This is a genomic window from Streptomyces sp. NBC_00335 (genome assembly GCF_036127095.1).
In the GTDB taxonomy this organism is placed as follows: Bacteria; Actinomycetota; Actinomycetes; order Streptomycetales; family Streptomycetaceae; genus Streptomyces.
Genome location: NZ_CP108006.1, coordinates 4,799,045 through 4,818,487, shown reverse-complemented (window position 1 = coordinate 4,818,487; position 19,443 = coordinate 4,799,045). Strand labels below are relative to the sequence as shown.

Below are 19,443 nucleotides of genomic sequence, written 5' to 3'. Positions count from 1 at the left end.
CGGGTCAGCGGGTCTTCCTCGTGGACCTGGGCTTCGGCTTGCTCGTGGTCTTGCCGCCCGTGCTGCCGCTGGTGGTGGACCCCGAGCTTCCGGAGGTGGCGGTCGACGTCGGGGTGGGCGAGGCGGTCGAGAGGGTCTGGATCGTGCCCAGCGTGCAGCGCCGCACCTCGCCCGCCTCGGCAGCGCTCGTCATCGTCAGGTCGACCGTACGGCTCTCGCCCGCCTTGAGCGCAAGGTCCACGGAACCCGAGTCGACCCGGCCGGACGCGCCTTCGAAGACCAGCGGAACGCGGAAGGTGTGCGCGGCCGACGCGTCGGAGGTGACCTTGACGGTCGCCTTCGCGGCGGACGGGCCGGCGCAGGTGACGACCTCGGCGTGCGCGAGCGGCCGGGACGGGGTGGGCGTGGCAGTGGCCGTGGAGCCACTGCCGCTCCCACTGCCGCCCGTGCTGCCGCTGCCGTAACTCTTCGTCTTCGTCTTCGACTTGCTCTTGGAGCTGGAGCACCCGCCCCCGCTGCTCTTGCTCTTGCCGCTGCTGCTCGTCGACGAGAACCCCGTCAACGCGAGCACGACGCCCACCAATACCGCTGTGAGCCTGACCCGCCGTCCTGTGACCACCATGGCCGCTCCTCCCCGTGGCAACTCCGGCGGCACGCTACCAGGGCGGGATTCGGGTGGACGCGGTCGTCGTCATCCCGTAGGCCGGCCACGGGGAAGCGATCGCCCCGAGCCGTGCAACCTTTCACCCGCCGAGAAGTCCTAGAGATGTCACGTACTCGGCACGTCCCAGGGGGAATTCATGCGTCATCGGCTGACAGCTGCCGTGGTGGTCACCGCAGCGGCACTCGGAGGGCTCGTGGCGCCGGGGGTGGCACACGCATGGGTTCCCGAGGAATGCCAGGGCGGCATCAGTGCCAGCCGGACCGGAGAGGTCAAGGTGACGGGCGCCTGGCGCGTGCCGGACATCGTCGTCCACATCCGGGACAGGGAGACCGGACAGCGCCTCGCCAGCGTGGACACGTTCCCGCGGACGGACTGGTACGGAGCCACCAGCGAGGAGCCCGACTACATGTTCGACATGTACTCGGAACCGCTCAAGCTCGCCAAACTCGGCGTCTACGCGATCGATGTGCAGGTGGACGGCGGTGAGGTCGTCCAGTGCGGTGATTTCGATTTCGATTACCGGCTGCGGTCCGAGTTCACCGGCGGCAAGGGCACCGCCACGGACCCGGTGTCGCTGGAGAGCCTCAAGACCACCTTCTCCGCGGACGTGACGGTCTTCGATCCCCGCACGGGGGCGACCGCGCCGCTCAAGAACACCAAGGTGGCCGTCACCGGCCGCAGCAGCTCCACGCAGGCGACGACGGACGCGAACGGCCACCTGTCCGTCCCCTACACCTACACGGGCGTGGAACCGTCGGCCCACGTCTACCTCGCCGTGGCCGCCACGGCGGAGATGGACGCCGAGCAGATCCATGTTGCCCCCACCGTCGTCAAGCAGAAGGCGGCGATCGTCCTCGATGCCAACTCCCGGCATCTGACGGTGCCCTACGGGCAGCCCATCAAGATCACCGGTAGGGCCGTCCGCGCCACCTCGGACGGCACCATCAAGCCGGTGCCCCTAGGCACTCCGCTGCAACCGGGCAGTGCCACCGTGGGAGCGGACGGCCGCTTCGAGCGCACCCTGCAGGGCTACGGCAGCGTGGTGGACACCACCTGGATGTACGAGAACCAGTACCCCTGGCTCCAGTACGTGAAGGCCGCCACGCAGGTCGACATCCAGTACCCCACCTCCTTCTCCGGGTTCACGGCCCGCCTCGACTCCCTGAACCGGGTGACGGTCAACGGAACGCTGAACCACACCCCCGTCCAGACGGACCTCGGCGCCAAGGTGGACATCCAGTACTCCACCGACGGCCGCACCGGCTGGACGACGCGACGGACCTTCGACTGGAAGTTCGACAGGGCCTTCCAGGCCATCGCACCCGGCGCCGCGGACGGCTACTGGCGGCTGAGCTACGCGGCCACCCCTGACGGCGTCGCCGCGGTCAGCACTCCCATCCGGCTGACCAGGACCGAGACCGCCTTCTCCGCCTTCAACGTCAATCCGGAGCCCGCCAAGCGCGGCAAGCCGCTGACCATCACCGGGACGCTGACGCACAAGTCCCCGACCTGGAAGACGTACGGCGGCCAGACCGTGTACCTCTACTTCCGCCCGGCCGGCAGCTCGGCCTCCACCTACATGGGCCAGGCCACCACCGCTGCCGACGGCACCTTCCGGCGCGTCCTCGCGGCCGACCGGACGGGCACCTGGTCCGCCCAGTACAGGGACTCCGACACCAAGCACCTGAACGCCACGAGCCGCCTCGACGAGGTCATCGTCAACCCCTAGCCCCACTGTCACACCGCCACCACCGCCGCACCCGGGGCCCTCAGGGCTCCGGGTGCGGTGCGTGGCGGGCGGGCGTAGCGTCGGGATCGAGATCCAGACCCACTCTCCCGGAGGGCCGGGCATGATCCGCAACGTACTCGGCTCGATCCTGGGTCTGATCGGAGCGACGGCCGCCGTCTGGAGCCCCTTCCGTGCCTGGTACGACGGCCGTCACGGACGCGACTACCGCATCGAGGAGCTCTTCAGCTCCGCCGGGATCACCGACGACAAGGCCGCCCTGCTGGGCTCGATCCTGCTGCCGTTCCTCTTCGCCGCCCTGCTCGCGCTGGTCGCGATCGTGCTGCGCTCCCGGCTGCTCATGGCCCTTTCCGGGGTCGTCGTCCTCGGCTTCGCCGTGCTGTGGATGGTCCGCCAGGGCCAGGCCGCGGGCAGCCTCTCGGTCGGCGGCGACGGCGGGGGGCTCGGCGAGGGCCTCGCCAACGCCTTCGGCGCGGGCGCCCTGCTCCTCCTCGCGGCCGCCGTGATGAGCGGCCGGCCCCGCCGCCGCGACCGCCGACGCGACCGGCTCGCTCCGGAGCCGGAGCCGGAGCCGGGCCCCGAGCCGTACCCGGCAGCGGTCGAGGACCCGGCCCATCCGCCGCCCCCTTCGGCCTGGCCGCCCCCGCCGCAGGACCACTCGTAGGGCCTCCTCGCCCCCGCCGTCGGTCAGGCGTCAGCGCCCCCCGGATCGCGGGTCAGCGACCGCAGCACGAGGGCGATCACGATGGCGGCGGCGGAGCACACCGCCAGGGCGAGGAAGCCGTTGGCGACGCCCGTGGTGGTCGCGGCCGCGACCGGGTCCCCGGCGTCGAGGCCGCCGTCCACCGAGGTCATGAGGATCGTGCCGATGACGGCGATGCCGAGGGCGGCGCCGGTCTCGTTGAAGGTGTTCAGCAGACCGGATCCGACCCCCGCTTCCGCCGGCGTGACGTGCGAGGTGCCGATGCCGAAGAGCGGGACGAAGCAGGCCGGCAGACCGGCGCCGATGACGGCCAGCGCGGCGATGGTCAGCGCGACGCCGTCGGTGGCGGTCGCCAGGATGCCCGTACCGACGAGCTGCAGCGCGGCGCCGGCCGCGTACAGGCCGCCCAGGCCCAGCGCGCCGGCCAGGGCCGGTGCGACCACGGCGACGAGGAGGGCCGCCAGGCCCATGGGGAGCAGCGAGAGGCCGGTGGCGAAGGCGCTCATCTCGTGGACCCGCTGGAAGTACATGCCGGCCAGGAAGGAGCTGCTGATCATGACGGCGGCCACCAGGAGCAGGCCGACGCTGGACAGCCAGTAGGTGGGCTTGCGGAGCAGGTGCAGCGGAAGCAGCGGGTCGGCCTGTCCGGTCTCCATGAAGGTCACCGCGGTGAGCAGGACCACGGCGGCGCCGATGCCGGTCCAGGCGGTCGGATCGCCGAATCCCTCGTGCAGCCGGATCAGGCCGAAGGACAGGGCCGCGAGCCCGGCGGTCGACACGATCGCGGAGGGGAGCCGCAGCGTGCGGCCGGTGCCGGTGGCGAGGGCGGGCATGGTGCGCAGGGCTCCGATGAGGGCCGCGATGCTGACCGGGAGGTTGATCAGGAAGGCCCAGCGCCAGCTGATCGCCGTGACGATCAGGCCGCCGAGGACCACGCCGATGGTCGCGCCGATCACGCCGAGGCCGCTCCAGGCGGTCAGCGCGATCTTGCGCTGATCCTCGTCCTGGTAGACCGCCAGGATGACGGACAGGGCTGCCGCGGAGAGCAGTGCGGCTCCGGCCCCCTGGAGGGCGCGGCCCGCGACGAGCAGCTCCTGATCGGCGGCGAGGCCGCAGAGCACGGAGGCGACGGCGAAGACCGAGAGGCCGGTGACGAAGGTGCGGCGGCGGCCGAAGACGTCGGAGACGCGGCCGCCGAAGAGCAGCAGGCTGCCGAGCATCAGGACGTACGCGCTGACGGTCCACTGCAAGGCGGCTGGATCGGCGGGTAGTTGGGCCCCGATGGAGGGCAGCGCCACGTTCACGACGGTCGAGTCCAGCATGACCATCAACTGGGCGATGCCGACCACGACCAGGGTGGTCCAGGGGGCCTTGCCGGGAGCTTTGACGGGAACCTCGGGGACCTCGGGGACCTCGGGGGCTGCGGGAGCCACGGGGACTTCCTCCGCGTCCCGCTCGGCCGTCCGGGGCGCCAGCGTCTGCTGCTCGGTCACCATGTCTCCATTCGTACGACGCACAGAGCAATCCATGCATGTGCATGGATCGATTCGCACAGTACATTCATGCGCCTGCATCGACAAGGACGATCCGCGAACCTACGATGAGGGGCGTGACAGAAACAGCTCTGACCGATCGATGGGTGTCCGTGGCCCGCGCCTGCGCGCAGATCAATCAGGCCGCCGAGCGCGTACTGGCCGAGAACCACGGCCTGTGCGCCAGCGCCTTCGAGATCATGGACGTGATGGTGCGCGAGGACGACTGGATCCGCGCGGGTGAGCTCAGCTCCCGCGTGTCCAGGAGCCAGCCCCAGGTCTCACGCCTGCTGGCCCAGATGATCACGGCCGGCTACGCCGAGCGCAGGCCGTGCGCCACCGACCGCAGGGGCTTCGACGCCCGGCTCACCCCGGCCGGCCACGCGCTCTTCGCGCAGTCCGCCACCACCATGGAAACGGTCCTGCGCGAGCTGGCCGAAAGCAGTGCGGAGGTGCGCGACGTCATGGCGTCCCGGCCCCCCGAAACGGCGCCCGCCCCCTGACATGACGGCGGCCCCGTCCCCCTGAGGGGGCGGGGCCGGCCAGCCGTTGCGGGCGGGGTGGGGATCAGGCCTCGACGACGCCGGACGCCGCGATCTCGATCTTGCCGCGCGTGGAGCCCGAGGGGGTGCCGAGCTTCTCGATCGCGTCGACGATCTCCTTGCCCTCGACGACCTCGCCGAAGACGACGTGCTTGCCGTCGAGCCAGGAGGTGACGACGGTGGTGACGAAGAACTGCGAACCGTTGGTGTTCTTGCCGGCGTTCGCCATCGACAGCAGGTACGGACGGTCGTGCTTCAGGGTGAAGTTCTCGTCGGCGAACTTCTCGCCGTAGATGCTCTTGCCACCCGTGCCGTTGTGGTTGGTGAAGTCACCGCCCTGCAGCATGAACTGCGGGATGACGCGGTGGAAGCCGGAGCCGGCGTAGCCGAAGCCGTTCTGGCCCGTGCACAGCTCGCGGAAGTTCTGGGCGGTCTTCGGGACGACCTCGTCGAAGAGGCTGAAGACGATGCGACCGGCGGGCTTGCCGTCGATGTTGATGTCGAAGAATACGTTGCTCATGGGGTCCATCCTGTCACTCCTGGTGCGGTGCGCGCCCCCGAGGGGGCCGCGACGGGGCCCCCGGACGGCTCAGCCCCAGCTCAGGCGGCGCCCGAGCCGGGTCAGCCGCCCGTACGGGTTCCCGTGCCCTTGGCGGCGTCCAGGGCGTACACGCAGCGGTCCTTGCTGCACGCGTAGACCACGCCCGCCTCGGCCACCGGGGCTCCGGTGATCTCCCCGCCGGTGGCCAGTTTCCAGCGGAGCTGGCCGCCCGCCGCGTCGAGGGTGTACAGGCAGTGGTCGGCCGAACCGAAGTGGACGCGGCCGTCCGCGACCGCCGGGGAACCGGTGATCTCGCCGCCCGCCGCGAACCGCCACTTCGGGGTGCCGGTGACCGCGTCGAGCGTGTACACGGCGCTGCCCGCGGCCAGGTGGACGTTGCCCGCGGCGACCAGGACCGGGTCGGCGGACTGCCGGGGCTCGGTGGCGATGCGCCAGCGGTCCTTGCCGTTGGCGGCGTCCAGGGCGTAGACGGTGCCCAGGTAGTCCGCGAGGTAGACCCCGCCGCCCGTGACGGCCGCGCCGGGGGCGAAGGCCGGGGGTGCGAGGAACACGGCGGGGGCCTCGAAGTGCCAGCGGACCCGGCCCGAGGCCCGGTCGATGGAGATCACCCGGGTGCCGGCGGCGACGTAGACGTTGCCGTCGGGGGCGGGGGTGACCCGTACGGGCACGTTCCCGCAGGAGGCCGCGTCGCCGATCGGGTACGACCAGGACTCGCGGCCGGAGCGGGCGTCCAGGGCGCGCAGCCGGGCGTCCTGCCACACGTAGACCGTGCCGTCGTGCAGCACGGGGGCCGCCTCGACGGTCTCGAACTCGCTCTGCGCCCCGGTCAGCTCCCACAGCTTGTGCCCGCTGGACGACTCCCAGGCCTGTACGCCGCCTCCGCGCGTGGCGGTGACGACGGTGCCCCGGTCGGCGCGCAGGGCGTACACCCAGGCATCGGTGGACAGCCGCCAGCGCTCGGAGCCGTCGCCGGCGTCCAGGGCGTAGAGGGAGGGGCCGTCGGAGGCGTGGATGCGCCCGTCGGAGACGGCCATGGACCAGGCGACGTCGCGGGTCTTGAACTGGCGGCGGCCGCTGGCCACGTCCAGGGCGTGCACCTCGAAGGAGGTGACGTAGAGCAGGTCGCCCGCGACGGTCGGGGTGCCCCAGACCTCGTTCGACATCCGGAACCGCCAGGGCCGCCAGCGGCCGCTGTCGGGGGCCGGGCCCGGGTTCGGTACGAGGACCGAGGGCGCGGGGCCCGCCACCGGGGTACCGGCGGGCGGCCGGATCCAGCCGGTCGCCGAGTCCGCGGCGGCCGCGTGGGCGGCCGGCGCCGAGGCGGAGGCCTGCGGGCCCGGCCCGATCGGCACCGGGGATCCACCGAGCCGCACGGGCTCGCCGGAGGGCGCCATCGGGGGACGCTCGGGCCGCTGCGGGACGGCCTGGCCGGTCCGCGGGTCGGTCCAGGGGTCGGCTCCGCCGCGCTGGCGGCGGTGCGTGGCGGGACCGGACGGGGGACCGGACGCGGGGCCGACGCTCTCGATGGGCGCGGAGATGCCTGCCCGGGGAATCGCCGGCTTCGGCACGGCTGCCGCCGCGGCGGCAGCAGCGGCCGCGGCGTTGCGGTGGCCGGCCCGCCGGGCCTCGATCATCGCGACGGCCCGCTCGGGCAGCCACGCCGAGGCGGTACCGCTCTCGTCGCCGCCCTCGAAGAGGTGCGGGGCGAGCTGCGCCTGCAGGTCGGCCGGGGTCGGCCGCTGCGTGGCGTCCATCTGCATGCAGGATTCGATCAGCGGGCGGAGCTCGTCGGGGAGCCCCTCCAGGTTGGGGCCCTCGCGCAGCAGCATGAAGACCGTCTCCACCGGGTTCGCCCCGTGGTACGGCGGGTGACCGGTGGCGGCGAAGACCAGCGTGGAGCCGAGCGAGAACACGTCGCTGGCGCCCTTGACGCTGCGCGAGTCCTTCGCCTGCTCCGGCGACATGTACGCGGGGGTGCCGACGGCGACGTTCGTCATGGTCAGGCGGGTATTGGAGACCCCGCTGGCGATGCCGAAGTCGATCACGCGCGGGCCGTCCTCGACGACGAGCACGTTGGAGGGCTTCAGGTCGCGGTGGACCAGGCCCGCCCCGTGGATCGACTGGAGCGCCTCGGCGATGCCGGCGGCGAGCCACCGTACGGCCTGGGCGGGCATGGGCCCGCACTCGTGGACGATCTCCTCCAGGGAGGGCGCCGGTACGTACGCGGTGGCCAGCCACGGCACGGCCGCGCGCGGGTCGGCGTCGACGACGGCCGCGGTGTAGAAGCCGGACACGGCCCGGGCCGCCTCCACCTCACGGGTGAAGCGGACGCGGAACAGCTGGTCCTCGGCGAGTTCGGTGCGCACCGTCTTGATCGCCACCCGGCGTCCGGACGCCGACCGCGCGAGATAGACCAGCCCCATGCCGCCGGCGCCGAGCCGTCCCAGCACCTCGAAGGGGCCGATCCGTCTCGGGTCGTGCTGCGTCAGCTGCTCCACCACTCGCCTCCACACCCATCCCCGTACGGGGTCCCTCGCGGTCCCCGCTCTTCCAGCCATCGCCGGTGGCGTCGCCGTCATCGCCGTCACGTCACCGGATGCGCGCGAGCCGCCGCGGGTCCCTGCCCCGTGCAGCGTCTCACCCCCGGGGGCCGCCCGGGTCGCGCACCCCCGATTCTGTCAGGCCCGCGCCTGGTCCGGCCCCGGCACGGCGGGTGGTCGCGTACGGGCTGCCGGGATCGGTGTACAACCCGGGGGCGGTGTCGTGGGTCTAGCTCCCGTCCAACTCGTCAAAACCCGGGGGATACATGCATCAGCGCTTGACATCAGCAGTCGTGATCGCCGCAGCGGCACTCGGAGGGCTGGCCGTGCCGGGGGTCGCGCACGCCGCCGACGACGGCTGCTACCAGGGGATGTACACCACCCGCGAGGGCGCCATCGTCATCAAGAACGTCTACACCCGACCCGATGTCACCGTCCACGTGCGGGACAAGAAGACGGGGCTGCGCGTCGCGGCCGTCGACAAGTTCAAGGACCTGCCCTGGGAAGAGTCGGACGACATGTTCGCGACGGACGTGATCTCGGACCCCCTCAAGCTGCCCGAGCTCGGGATCTACACCCTCGAAGTCGACACGGCAGCCGGCACCACCGTTTGCGGGGACCTCGACTACCGGCTCCGCTCGGAAATGACCAAGCCCACCGCGGGCAAGGTGTCCCTCGACAACCTGAAGACCACCGTCTCCGCGGACCTCACCGGCTTCGACCCGCGGACCCAGACGAGTTCCCCCCTCGCGAACGCCAAGGTCAGCCTGGCCGGTGAGGGCGTCTCGCAGGAGGCGACCACGGACGCCCAGGGCCACCTGGCGGCCCCGTACACCTATCGGGGGACGGAGGCGTTTACCAACGTGCGCCTCGGTGTGGCGCAGACCCCGCAGATGGACGCCGTGGAGACCTGGCTCACCGTGGGCACGGTCCGCCAGAAGGCCGAGATCGTCCTCGACCCCGAATCCCGGAAGATCAGGGCACTTTACGGATCGACGGCCAAGATCACGGGCCAGGCCGTATGGATCGCCGCCGACGGCACGCGCAAGCCCGTCCCCGAGAGCACGCGCCTCTCGGCCGATCTGACCGGTGTGCCCTTGACGAAGGCGGACGGCAGGTTCGAGCGGCAGGTACGGATCACCAGCACTGGCACGAGCACCTCGTGGGAGGGCTGGAGGGCCACGCCGTGGCTGGAGGCCGCGGAGGGCCGGACGCAGGTCGAGCTCGTCTCCAGCACGCTCATCAGGACGTTCAGGGCCACCATGGACTCCGCACGGCAGGTGACGCTCACCGGGGACCTGCACCTCAGGCCCGTGGTCGAGAACAAGTCCGCCAACGTCGAGGTGCAGTACTCGGCCGACGGCAAGACGAACTGGACGACGCGCAAGACGTTCACTGCGAAGTTCGATACCGGCTCGATGAAGCAGACGGTGCCGGGCGAGGCCGACGGCTACTGGCGGATGCGGTACGCCGGCGAATCCTTGATCCAGGGCTACGTGACCCCGGCGGTCCGGCTGACCCGGAAGGTGACGGCGTTCAAGACGTTCGATGCCGCCCCGGAGCCGGTCCGCAAGGGCCAGACCTTCGCCATCAAGGGCACCCTGCAGCACGGGACCCCGGCGGTGGCGTACGGCGCCCAGACGGTCCTGTTCTACTTCCAGCCCGCCGGCACCCGGGGCTTCCTCTACCAGGGCAGCGCCAAGACCGCCGCGGACGGCACCTTCGTCCGCAAGTTCACCGCCGACCGCACCGGCACCTGGATCGCCCGCTACCGCGACGCCGACGGCAAGCACTTCAACGCCGAGAGCCGCCGGGACGACCTCCAGGTGAACCCGTAACCCTCAACCCGTACGGACGCCCCCGCAGGCAAGGCCGCGACCGGCTCAGCCTGCGGGAAAAGGCATACAACCCATCGGGGGTGTCACGGGTCTAACAGCCGTTCAGCTCGTCAAAATCCGGGGGAATCCGTGCGTCACCGTTTGACCTCAGCCGTCGTCGTCGCCACTGCGCTGCTCGGGGGCCTGGCCGTGCCGGGGTCGGTGCATGCCGCGTTCGCCGCAACGGCTTCCTGCCCGCCGGAGATGTACGCCAAGCAGGACGGGTCCCTCGTCGTCCACAGCGCGCAGGACGGGACGGGCGTGCCCGACGGCCTCGTCGTCCACCTGCGGGACAAGGAGACGGGGCTGCGCGTCGCGACCGTGGACACGTTCCGCAGGGTGACCGACCCGGACGGCGTCCTCCCCGACTTCCGTCTGGTCTCGGAGCCGCTCAAGCTGGCCGAGCTCGGGATCTACACCCTCGAAGTCGGCTCCGAAGCCGAACCCGTCGAATGCGGGGACTTCGACTACCGGCTGCGTTCGGTGGTCACCAAGGTCGTCGCGGCGGACGGGGTGTCCCTCGACAACCTCAAGACCACCGTGACGGCGGACGTCACCACCCTCGACCCGCGGACCGGAGCGAGCACCCCGCTGCGGAACGCCAAGGTCCGCCTCTCCGCCGAGCGCACCTCGCAGGAGGCGACCACGGACGCCCGGGGCCACCTGTCGGCTCCGTTCACCTTCCGGGGCACGGAGGACCACACCGAAGTGCGCGTCGACACCCTGGACACCCCTGACATCGCCGCCGGGGGGAGCGCCGAAACCGCACGCGCGGTCCCCCAGAAGGCCGAGATCGTCCTCGACCCCGAGTCCCGGAAGATCAAGGCCCGCTACGGATCGACGGCCAAGATCACGGGCCAGGCCGTCAGGATCGCCGCGGACGGCACCCGCAAGCCCGTCCCCGAGGGCACGCAGATGCTCGCGGACCTCACCGGTGAGCCCGTCACGGGGGCGGACGGCCGGTTCGAGCGGCAGCTGCTGATGTCCCGTAGCGGCCCGGTGAAGACCACGTGGGCGGGCGGCAAGTCCCCGTGGCTCCAGTACGTGATCGCCACCACGGAGGCCAAGGTCGTCGAGGTCAGCTACTTCACGGAGGTCAAGGCCACGGTCGGCCCCGCCGGCGTGCGGTTCACCGGGGGCCTCGCCCACAAGCCCCTCAGCCAGGCCCCCACCCTCGTCGAGGTGCAGTACTCGGCCGACGGCAAGACGGACTGGGCGACGCGCACCGTGTTCACCGTGGACTTCGCCTCCGCCCGCTTCGACCAGGCGCTGCCCGGCGGGGCGGACGGCTACTGGCGGCTCCGGTACGCCGCCGCGCCGCGCATGCAGGGCTCCGTCACCGAGCCGGTCCGGCTGACCCGGACGGCGACGGAGATCACGAAGTTCAACGCGGCGCCGGAGCCGGTGCAGAAGGGCCAGGCCTTCTTCATCAAGGGCAGCCTCCGGCACGAGACCCCGGCGAAGGCCTACGCCGGCCAGAAGGTCCTGTTCTACTTCCAGCCCGCCGGCAGCCAGACCTACGTCTACAAGGGCCACTCGAAGACCGCCGAGGACGGCAGCTTCGTCCACAAGTTCACCGCCGACGCCACCGGCACCTGGATCGCCCGCTACCGCGACGCCGACGGCAAGCACTTCAACGCCGAAAGCCGCCGGGACGAGCTCACCGTGAACCCGTAGACCGTAGCCCGTACGAGGGCGCGCGGTTCTAAGCCGTGCCGCCCGTCCTCGTCCGCGGTTCCGACAGCAGGCCGAAGACCGCCCCCTGGTTGTCCGCGACCACCGCGATGCGGCCGTACGGGGTGTCGAAGGGGTCGGCGGTGACCCGGCCGCCGAGGCGCTGCACCATCGCCACGGACTGGTCGCAGTCCGGGACGGCGAAGTACGCGAGGAAGTGCGCGGGCATGATCTCCGGGAAGGCATCGGTGATCAGGCTGCGCCCCAGGACGGCGGTCTCCGAGCCGGCCGCCTTGCCGGGCGGGGACCAGACGCGGTACTCGATGCCCGAGTCCTCGTCGTTCTGGTCCTCGGGGACGTAGCCGAAGACCTTGGCGTAGAAGACGTCCACGGCGTCGCGGGCGCGGGTGTACACCTCGGACCAGCAGTACGTGTAGGGCTCGTTCTGGGCGTCGAAGCCGTGGTGGGTGCCGGGCTGCCACAGGCCGAAGACGGCCCCGCCGGGGTCGGCGGCCATCGCGGCGGTCCCGTAGGGGCCCACCGGCATCGGGTCCATGACCATCTGGCCGCCGGCGGCGCGGATGCGCTGGGCGCAGGCGTACGCGTCGGTGGTGTAGAGGTAGATCCCCCAGACGGTCGGCATCCGGCCGTCGGGTTTGGGGGCGAGGGCGGCGACGTTGCGGCCGCGGCTGTAGGCCTGGGTGTAGTGGCCGTACTCGGCTCCCGCGCTGTCGGCGAAGGTCCATCCGAAGAGCTCACCGTAGAAGCGCTTGCCGGCTTCCACGTCCGGCAGGGAGGCGTCGACCCAGCAGGGTGAGCCTTCCGCGAATGCTGCCATGAGCCCGGTTCCTTCCGTTGTGCGGGGGTGTGCAAGGGTGTGCACCCTCCGCGCACGTTCTGCCCCGCTCGCCCAGCCATGTCCTCCGGATCATGATGTGCCCGAAAACTTGTCCACAGCCTGTTGATAAGACTATTCGGGGGATAGGGCCCGAACCCGGATGGCGCGCCCGGGGCGTCCGCCCGGCCGGAATCCGTCGCGGTGACGGGTCGGGACGGGCGTACGCCCAGGCCAGGCGTCCCGTAACCCCATTTGCAGGCGGCCGAATCGCGCGCCGATCACCCCTCGGTAAGCTGACGGCATGACAGGACAAGTACGCACCGTCGACGGTCGCGTTGCCGGCCGGCGCGGTCAGGCGACGAGGCAGAAGCTGCTCGACTGCCTCAGCGAGATGCTCAGCTCCTCGCCGTACCGCGACGTCAAAGTGATCGACGTCGCCCGCAAGGCCGGTACCTCCCCCGCGACCTTCTACCAGTACTTCCCGGACGTCGAAGGCGCCGTCCTGGAGATCGCGGAGCGCATGGCCAACGAGGGTGCGCAACTGACCTCGCTGGTCGAGGGACGCGCGTGGGTCGGCAAGGCGGGATGGGCGGCGGCCGAGGAACTCGTCGATGGCTTCCTGGAGTTCTGGCGGCGCAACGACGCGATCCTGCGGGTCGTCGACCTCGGCGCGGCCGAGGGCGACAAGCGGTTCTACAAGATCCGCATGAAGATCCTCAACTCCGTCACCAACTCCCTCACGGAGTCGATGAAGGAGCTCCAGGCCAAGGGCAAGGTCGACAAGGACGTGAGCCCGGCCGCGATGGCCGGTTCGCTGGTCGCCATGCTCGCGGCGGTCGCCTCGCACCAGAAGGGGTTCCAGACCTGGGGCGTCAAGCAGGCGGAACTGAAGCCGAACCTGGCCCTCCTGGTCCACCTGGGCATCACGGGCAAGAAGCCCACGAAGTAAGCGGCGGACCCCCACCGGGTCCGCCGCCGCCTTCACCCCTTACGGGACCTCCGCCCTTGCGGGAACCCACGCCCCGACGGGACCTCCGCCGTGATCAGCGACGCTCCAGGCGGAACAACCGGATCTCGCGCTCGATGCGCGCCTGGTACGCCGCGTACGGCGGCCAGAACTTCAGCACCGCCTGCCACGCCGCCGCGCGTTCCTCACCCGCCAGCAGGCGGGCGCGTACGGCGATGTCCTGACCCTTCCAACTCACTTTCGCGTCAGGGTTCTTGAGCAGGTTCCCGGTCCATGCCGGGTGTCCGGGGCGGCCGAAGTTCGAGCCGATCAGCACCCAGCTCGCCCCGTCCTGCTCCGGCATGCACGCGAGCGGGGTGGTGCGCGGTTCGCCGGTCTTGGCTCCCTTGGCGGTGAGGATCACGCCGGGGAGCATCTGGGCGCTGAGGATGACCTTTCCGCGGGTCAGCTTGTGCACCGCCTTGTCCATGGCGGGGATGAAGTGCGGTGCGATCTTGGCGAACAGCATGGTCGAGGAGACCTTCTGCATCAGCTTGACTCCGGGCGCCATCAGACGGCCACCTTCTCGTTCCGTGGGGCGGGGGCGGGGGCTTGTACGGGCGCGGGCGCGAGCGGTGCGAACAGCCCGGCGGCTTCCGCGGCATGGGCGCGCAGCCGGTGGACGGGGCCGAAGAGCAGTTCGTCGGCGGCCGCCCGCTTGAAGTAGAGGTGCGCGTCGTGCTCCCAGGTGAAGCCGATGCCGCCGTGCAGCTGGATGGCCTCGCCGGCGGTGATGCGCAGCGCCTCCAGGGCCTGGGCCAGGGCGAGTCCGCCCTGCTGCGGGTCCCAGGCGGCGTAGTAGGCGGCCGAGCGGGCCGCCTGGACCTGTACATAAAGGTCGGCGAGGCGGTGTTTGACCGCCTGGAACGAGCCGATGGCCCGGCCGAACTGCTCGCGCTGCTGTACGTACTCCACGGTGCGGGCGAGCGCCTGCCCGGCCGCGCCGACCGCCTCGGCGGCCAGGACGGCGGCGGCGCCGCGCCCGGTGGCGGCGAGGGCCCCGGCCACGTCGGCGTCCTCTGCGCCCAGCAATTCGGCTTCGACGTCGCGGAGTTGGATCTGCCCCTGCGGGCGGGTCTCGTCCAGGGTGGTCTGCCGCGCCCGTACGAGGCCGGGCGCGTCCTCCCGTACGAGGAACAGCAGGGTGCGGCTGCGGGCGAACCCTCCCGCGTGCGCCGCGACCAACAGCAGCGAGGCGCTGTGCCCGTCGAGCACCTGGGCGACCTCCCCGTACAGCCGCCAGCCGCCGTCCACGGCGCGGGCCTGCACCCCGCCGGCGCGGCCGCCGCCGGCCCATTCGCCCGGGGCATTGGTGCCGGTCAGCGCCAGGGCGGTGGCCAGGGCGGGGCCGGGTACGGCGAGCGCGGCGGTGAGCCCGCCCGCCGCGAGCGGCGGGAGCAGGGTGGAGCGCTGGGCGCCGGTCCCCAGGGCGGTGAGCAGCGGCACGGCGAGCACGGCGGTGGCCAGCAGCGGTGACGGCAGCAGCACCCGCCCGGTCTCCTCGCAGGCCAGGGCCAGGTCGGCGGGGGCGCAGCCGACGCCTCCGTACTCCTCGGCCACGGCGATGCCCGGCAGTCCGAGCTGCCGGGCGAGCTGCTGCCACAGCTCGCGGTCGTGTCCGGCGGCGGTGCGGACGGCGGCCTTGACCTCGTCCGGGCCGCAGCGTTTGCCCAGGATCTCGCGCAGGGTACGCCGTATCTCGTCCTGCTCCGCGGTGAAGGCGGCATCCATCGTCGGGCTCCTCCCCGTATCTGACGGGCCGTCATGTTAGGGCGGGCGGCGCCATAAGCACAGGGGGCGGACCACCCCGAAGCCGATCGCCGGGGCGGGAGGGGGCGGCGGCCCGCCGGACGGCCGGGGGTCGAGCCTCCCGCCGGACGGCCGGAGGGAGGACTCCCCCGCAGGACGGACAGCCAAGAGGGCCGGGCGCTCCGCCGAGCCGCCGGGGATGGATGCCCCGCCGGACAACCGGAGGGCGGGCGCCCGCGCCCCGCGCCTCAGAAGTGGGTGGCGACCCCGAAGGCCTGCCGGAGGTGGGCCATGTCCTGCCGGTCACGGCCCGTGGGCTCGTAGCCCTGGTGGAAGGAGACCTGCTGCTCGACGGACAGGCACGGGACCGCGGTCCCCCCGATCCCGCCGGTCACGAAGCACGAGGCGGGGTAACGAAAAGGACGCCCGGGCTCCGGCGAGGCCTGGACCGCCGAGCCGTCGCCCGCGAAGACCAGCGGATGGAGGTCGACTTCCCGGCCGTCGGCATGCGCGACGACGAACCGCACGGGGCGCCGGTCCAGGCGCTCCGAGAAGCCCGCCTCCGCGAGGGCCGCCACCACGGCGGGCTCCTGCTCCTGCCGGTGCATCAGGTCCAGATCGCGGTGGTCCCGGGTCCGGCGCCCGAGGAGCGCGTCGATCCCCCACCCTCCACCGACCCACACGTCCGCCCCCGCCCGGCGCAGCAGCGCCAGTACGGACAGCACATCCGCGGCCTCCATCACGCGGCGCAGCATAGGAGGATTCACGCCCCGACCCAACCCACCCGGACCCCCTAGCATCTGACGATGCGTCAGTTGTACCGTCAGGTCATGCCTGGACCTCTCTCCGCCACCGCATCCGCATCCGCCACAGCCGGCCCTCAGGCCCGGCCCCGCCGGGTCGCCGTCGTCGGCGTCGCCCTCTCGGACTGCGGCCGGGTGGACGGCCCCACCCCGTACGCCCTGCACGCGCAGGCCGCCCGCCGGGCCCTGGCCGACTCCGGCCTGGACCGCTCGGTGATCGACGGCTTCGCCTCGGCCGGCCTCGGCATCCTGGCGCCCGTGGAGGTCGCCGAGTACCTGGGCCTGCGCCCCACCTGGGTCGACTCCACCTCGGTCGGCGGCTCCACCTGGGAGGTGATGGCCGCCCACGCGGCCGACGCCATCGCGGCCGGCCACGCCAACGCGGTCCTCCTCGTCTACGGATCCACCGCGCGCGCCGACATCAAGGCCCGCCGCCGCACCTCGAACCTCTCCTTCGGCGCCCGCGGACCCCTGCAGTTCGAGGTCCCGTACGGGCACACGCTGGTCTCCAAGTACGCGATGGCCGCGCGCCGCCACATGCACGAGTACGGCACGACGCTGGAGCAGCTCGCCGAGGTGGCGGTGCAGGCGCGGGCCAACGCCGCCACCAACCCGGACGCGATGTTCCGCGACCCCATCACGGTCGACGACGTGCTGTCCTCCGGGATGATCGCGGACCCCTTCACGAAGCTGAACTGCTGCATCCGCTCCGACGGCGGCTGCGCGGTCCTGCTGGCCGCGGAGGACTACGTACCGGACACGGCCAAGGAGCCCGTGTGGATCCTCGGGTCCGGCACCGCCGTCTCGCACACCACGATGTCGGAGTGGGAGGACTTCACCGTCTCCCCCGCGGCCGTCTCGGGCCGCCAGGCCTTCGCCCGCGCGGGACTCACCCCGGCCGATGTGGACCTGGCCGAAATCTACGACGCCTTCACCTATATGACCCTGGTCACTCTGGAGGACCTCGGCTTCTGCGCGAAGGGCGAGGGCGGCGCATTCGTGGAGAAAGGCCGCCTCCTGCGGGACGGCGATTTCCCGGTCAATACGGACGGCGGCGGACTCTCCGCCTGCCATCCGGGCATGCGCGGGCTGTTCCTGTTGGTCGAGGCGGTACGCCAACTCCGCGGCGAGGCGGGCGAGGGCCAAGTGCGCAAACGTGGCGGAACCCTCCCACAGGTGGCCATCGCCTCGGGCACCGGCGGCTGGTTCTGCTCGTCGGGCACCATCATTCTCGGACGGGACTGATCTCCTTGTCGGTCCGGCTGCGTAAGCTCCCGGAGGGGCCGGGCACCTCGGTGTCCGCGGCCCCTTCGGGGAATCTCCAGCCATCACGGGAACTGACTTGATATCGAACCTGCTGCGGCGTTCTCGCGCCGCTCTCGCCGTCACCGTCGCCACGGGCGCCCTCATCGCGGTCGGCTCGCCCGCCGGGGCCGCCGCCGCACCGACGAACTCGGCTTCCGCGTCGTTCCTCATGGACGGCACCACGGGCGCCACGCTCGCCTACAAGGGCGGCGACACCAAGCGCCAGATGGCCAGCACCACGAAGATCACCACGGCCGTGGTCGTCCTCACCACTCCTGGTCTCGACCTCAACAAGAAGGTCACCATCAAGCAGGAGTACCGGGACTACGTGGTCCGGGAGGGCGCCAGCACGGCCAACCTGAAGGCGGGTGCCACGCCCACGGTCCGCCAGCTCCTCTACGCGATGATGCTGCCCTCGGGCTGCGACGCCGCCTACGCGCTCGCCGACACCTTCGGTTCGGGCGCGACCACCGCGGCCCGCACCAAGGACTTCATCGCGAAGATGAACGCCAAGGCCAAGTCCCTGGGCATGACGAACACCACGTACGACTCCTTCGACGGCATCTCGCCGACGGTCGCCGGCAACGTCACCACCGCGCGCGACCTGGCGAAGATGACCCGCTTCGCGATGCGCAGCAGCACCTTCAAGTCCATCGTGAAGACCACCGCGATCAGCAGCGGCGGAACCGCCACCGTCGCCACGTGGACGAACACCAACGAGCTGCTCCAGGCCAACTCCGGCCACTTCGCTCCGGGGGCGATCGGCGTCAAGACCGGCACCGGCTCCATCGCGGGTCGGTGCATCGTCTTCTCGGCGACGCGCAACGGCAAGACGGTCATCGGTGTCCTGCTGAACGACGACTCGCGCTACCCGGACGCGAACAAGCTCATCGACTGGGCCGTCGGCCCGGCCGCCGGTGCGGCGACGCTCCGCAGCATCCCGCCGCGCCCGGACGTCCTCGACTGATGCAGTAACACCCCGACGCACGCGCGGCCTTGTGCCGCGTCCTGACGTCCACGGGGGCGTTCCGCCCGACCGCACAGGTCGGCCGGGGCGCCCCCGTTCGGCTTTCCTCGTGGTGGGACACGACCGGGTGGTGTTCGATTGAGGAATGACGAGCGACCTGAGCGCCCCGAGCGACTTCCACACCACCTTGCACTCCCTGCGCGTCTGGGACGGGCCGCTGCCCTCCTTCGACACGGCCACCGCTCCGGCCGAGCCGCTCGAACTGTTCCGGGAGTGGTTCACGCACGCCGCCAAGGCGGGGCAGCCCGAGCCGCACACGATGAGCCTGGCGACGGTGGACGCGGACGGACGGCCCGACGTACGGACGCTCATGCTGCACGACGCCGACGAGCGCGGCCTGCACTTCGCCTCGCACTCCACCAGCACGAAGGGCCGCCAGCTGGCCGGGCAGCCGGCGGCGGCGCTGGGCTTCTACTGGCCGGCGGTGGCCCGCCAGATCCGCATCCGGGGCCGGGTCACGGCGTGCGACGCGACGGAAAGCCGCGCCGACCTGGCGGCCCGCACGCGCGGAGCCCTCGCGGCGGCCCTGACGGGCCGGCAGAGCGAGGTCCTGACCTCCCGCGAAGAACTGGCCGCCACCGCGGCGCAGTCCTGGGAGCGGGCGGGCGCGGAGCCGGACGCCCCGGCCCCGACCTGGACCCGGTACGTCCTCTCCCCCACGGAGATCGAGTTCTTCCAGGGAGACGCAGCCCGCCTCCACACCCGCCTCCAGTACACCCGAACCCCCAACACCCCTTGGACCCGCCACCTCTTGTGGCCCTGACCGCCCGGCGGCGAGGTACCTGAGGGCTTCCCATCGCCCGACGGCTGCCCGTCCCAGCCGCCGCACGCCTGAGGGTTTCCCACCGCCCGACAGCTACCCGTCCCGGCCACC

Annotated in this window: 17 protein-coding genes; 9 read left to right on the top strand and 8 right to left on the bottom strand. The window is 71.8% G+C overall.

Annotation, left to right across the window (positions count from 1 at the left end; all coding sequences use genetic code 11):
• Positions 1-4 precede the first annotated feature (4 nt).
• Positions 5-622, bottom strand: coding sequence for a hypothetical protein (locus tag OHA37_RS21710; protein ID WP_266907694.1), 618 nt, complete (start codon positions 620-622; stop codon positions 5-7).
• 178 nt (positions 623-800) lie between these two features.
• Between OHA37_RS21710 and OHA37_RS21705 the strand changes: the two genes are divergently transcribed.
• Together OHA37_RS21705 and OHA37_RS21700 are read left to right on the top strand one after the other, a co-directional pair.
• Positions 801-2,393 carry a hypothetical protein gene (locus OHA37_RS21705; RefSeq protein WP_266907692.1) on the top strand — a complete coding sequence of 531 codons (1,593 nt, stop codon included), beginning with the start codon at positions 801-803 and terminating at the stop codon, positions 2,391-2,393.
• Between the two features lie 121 nt (positions 2,394-2,514).
• On the top strand, positions 2,515-3,075 hold the full coding sequence (locus OHA37_RS21700; protein WP_266907690.1) for a hypothetical protein: 561 nt from the start codon (positions 2,515-2,517) through the stop codon (positions 3,073-3,075).
• A gap of 23 nt (positions 3,076-3,098) precedes the next feature.
• Here the strand turns inward: OHA37_RS21700 and OHA37_RS21695 are convergent, their stop codons facing one another.
• Positions 3,099-4,610: an MFS transporter gene (locus tag OHA37_RS21695; RefSeq protein ID WP_266907688.1), complete on the bottom strand. Its 1,512-nt coding sequence runs from the start codon at positions 4,608-4,610 to the stop codon at positions 3,099-3,101.
• 113 nt (positions 4,611-4,723) lie between these two features.
• Here OHA37_RS21695 and OHA37_RS21690 point away from each other — a divergent pair, with 113 nt between their 5' ends.
• A complete protein-coding gene (locus tag OHA37_RS21690; protein WP_266907686.1) occupies positions 4,724-5,149 on the top strand; it encodes a MarR family winged helix-turn-helix transcriptional regulator in 426 nt (141 codons plus the stop codon).
• A 64-nt stretch (positions 5,150-5,213) separates the two neighbouring features.
• On the opposite strand, the gene OHA37_RS21685 is transcribed toward OHA37_RS21690, so the two are convergent.
• Both OHA37_RS21685 and OHA37_RS21680 read right to left on the bottom strand, forming a co-directional pair.
• Positions 5,214-5,708 (bottom strand): peptidylprolyl isomerase, encoded by a 495-nt coding sequence (locus OHA37_RS21685; RefSeq protein ID WP_266907684.1) that lies wholly within the window; start codon positions 5,706-5,708, stop codon positions 5,214-5,216.
• 101 nt (positions 5,709-5,809) lie between these two features.
• Positions 5,810-8,248, bottom strand: a complete 2,439-nt coding sequence (locus OHA37_RS21680) for an outer membrane protein assembly factor BamB family protein (RefSeq protein WP_266907682.1) — start codon at positions 8,246-8,248, stop codon at positions 5,810-5,812.
• A gap of 320 nt (positions 8,249-8,568) precedes the next feature.
• Between OHA37_RS21680 and OHA37_RS21675 the strand changes: the two genes are divergently transcribed.
• Positions 8,569-10,128, top strand: coding sequence for a hypothetical protein (locus OHA37_RS21675; RefSeq protein WP_266907681.1), 1,560 nt, complete (start codon positions 8,569-8,571; stop codon positions 10,126-10,128).
• A gap of 141 nt (positions 10,129-10,269) precedes the next feature.
• Positions 10,270-11,844, top strand: a complete 1,575-nt coding sequence (locus OHA37_RS21670; protein ID WP_266907679.1) for a hypothetical protein — start codon at positions 10,270-10,272, stop codon at positions 11,842-11,844.
• 28 nt (positions 11,845-11,872) lie between these two features.
• Here the strand turns inward: OHA37_RS21670 and OHA37_RS21665 are convergent, their stop codons facing one another.
• Positions 11,873-12,679 (bottom strand): VOC family protein, encoded by an 807-nt coding sequence (locus OHA37_RS21665; RefSeq protein ID WP_266907677.1) that lies wholly within the window; start codon positions 12,677-12,679, stop codon positions 11,873-11,875.
• Positions 12,680-12,980: 301 nt separating this feature from the next.
• On the opposite strand from OHA37_RS21665, the gene OHA37_RS21660 reads away from it, so the two are divergent.
• Positions 12,981-13,628 carry a TetR family transcriptional regulator gene (locus OHA37_RS21660; RefSeq protein ID WP_250742709.1) on the top strand — a complete coding sequence of 216 codons (648 nt, stop codon included), beginning with the start codon at positions 12,981-12,983 and terminating at the stop codon, positions 13,626-13,628.
• Between the two features lie 94 nt (positions 13,629-13,722).
• Here OHA37_RS21660 and OHA37_RS21655 read toward each other — a convergent pair whose 3' ends face one another.
• The 3 genes from OHA37_RS21655 to OHA37_RS21645 form a co-directional block, all read right to left on the bottom strand.
• A complete protein-coding gene (locus tag OHA37_RS21655; RefSeq protein WP_266907674.1) occupies positions 13,723-14,196 on the bottom strand; it encodes a nitroreductase family deazaflavin-dependent oxidoreductase in 474 nt (157 codons plus the stop codon).
• Positions 14,196-15,416 (bottom strand): acyl-CoA dehydrogenase family protein, encoded by a 1,221-nt coding sequence (locus OHA37_RS21650; RefSeq protein WP_266907672.1) that lies wholly within the window; start codon positions 15,414-15,416, stop codon positions 14,196-14,198. Before OHA37_RS21650 ends, OHA37_RS21655 begins: the two co-directional genes overlap by 1 nt.
• Before the next feature lie 266 nt (positions 15,417-15,682).
• Positions 15,683-16,174 (bottom strand): nucleotidyltransferase domain-containing protein, encoded by a 492-nt coding sequence (locus OHA37_RS21645; RefSeq protein ID WP_266912978.1) that lies wholly within the window; start codon positions 16,172-16,174, stop codon positions 15,683-15,685.
• 90 nt (positions 16,175-16,264) lie between these two features.
• On the opposite strand from OHA37_RS21645, the gene OHA37_RS21640 reads away from it, so the two are divergent.
• From OHA37_RS21640 to OHA37_RS21630, 3 genes are all read left to right on the top strand, one after another.
• Positions 16,265-17,482: an acetyl-CoA acetyltransferase gene (locus OHA37_RS21640; RefSeq protein ID WP_266907670.1), complete on the top strand. Its 1,218-nt coding sequence runs from the start codon at positions 16,265-16,267 to the stop codon at positions 17,480-17,482.
• A 100-nt stretch (positions 17,483-17,582) separates the two neighbouring features.
• Complete coding sequence (locus OHA37_RS21635; protein ID WP_266912976.1) at positions 17,583-18,509, top strand: D-alanyl-D-alanine carboxypeptidase family protein; 927 nt, start codon at positions 17,583-17,585, stop codon at positions 18,507-18,509.
• A gap of 145 nt (positions 18,510-18,654) precedes the next feature.
• Positions 18,655-19,332 carry a pyridoxine/pyridoxamine 5'-phosphate oxidase gene (locus tag OHA37_RS21630; protein ID WP_266907668.1) on the top strand — a complete coding sequence of 226 codons (678 nt, stop codon included), beginning with the start codon at positions 18,655-18,657 and terminating at the stop codon, positions 19,330-19,332.
• Positions 19,333-19,443: the final 111 nt, after the last annotated feature.

Bases quoted from the DNA above. Each gene is read 5' to 3' on its own strand.
- OHA37_RS21710 (WP_266907694.1), bottom strand. From the start codon at position 622: ATGGTGGTCACAGGACGGCGGGTCAGGCTCACAGCGGTATTGGTGGGC.
- OHA37_RS21705 (WP_266907692.1), top strand. From the start codon at position 801: ATGCGTCATCGGCTGACAGCTGCCGTGGTGGTCACCGCAGCGGCACTC.
- OHA37_RS21700 (WP_266907690.1), top strand. From the start codon at position 2,515: ATGATCCGCAACGTACTCGGCTCGATCCTGGGTCTGATCGGAGCGACG.
- OHA37_RS21695 (WP_266907688.1), bottom strand. From the start codon at position 4,610: ATGGTGACCGAGCAGCAGACGCTGGCGCCCCGGACGGCCGAGCGGGAC.
- OHA37_RS21685 (WP_266907684.1), bottom strand. From the start codon at position 5,708: ATGAGCAACGTATTCTTCGACATCAACATCGACGGCAAGCCCGCCGGT.
- OHA37_RS21665 (WP_266907677.1), bottom strand. From the start codon at position 12,679: ATGGCAGCATTCGCGGAAGGCTCACCCTGCTGGGTCGACGCCTCCCTG.
- OHA37_RS21660 (WP_250742709.1), top strand. From the start codon at position 12,981: ATGACAGGACAAGTACGCACCGTCGACGGTCGCGTTGCCGGCCGGCGC.
- OHA37_RS21655 (WP_266907674.1), bottom strand. From the start codon at position 14,196: ATGGCGCCCGGAGTCAAGCTGATGCAGAAGGTCTCCTCGACCATGCTG.
- OHA37_RS21650 (WP_266907672.1), bottom strand. From the start codon at position 15,416: ATGGATGCCGCCTTCACCGCGGAGCAGGACGAGATACGGCGTACCCTG.
- OHA37_RS21645 (WP_266912978.1), bottom strand. From the start codon at position 16,174: ATGGAGGCCGCGGATGTGCTGTCCGTACTGGCGCTGCTGCGCCGGGCG.
- OHA37_RS21640 (WP_266907670.1), top strand. From the start codon at position 16,265: ATGCCTGGACCTCTCTCCGCCACCGCATCCGCATCCGCCACAGCCGGC.
- OHA37_RS21630 (WP_266907668.1), top strand. From the start codon at position 18,655: ATGACGAGCGACCTGAGCGCCCCGAGCGACTTCCACACCACCTTGCAC.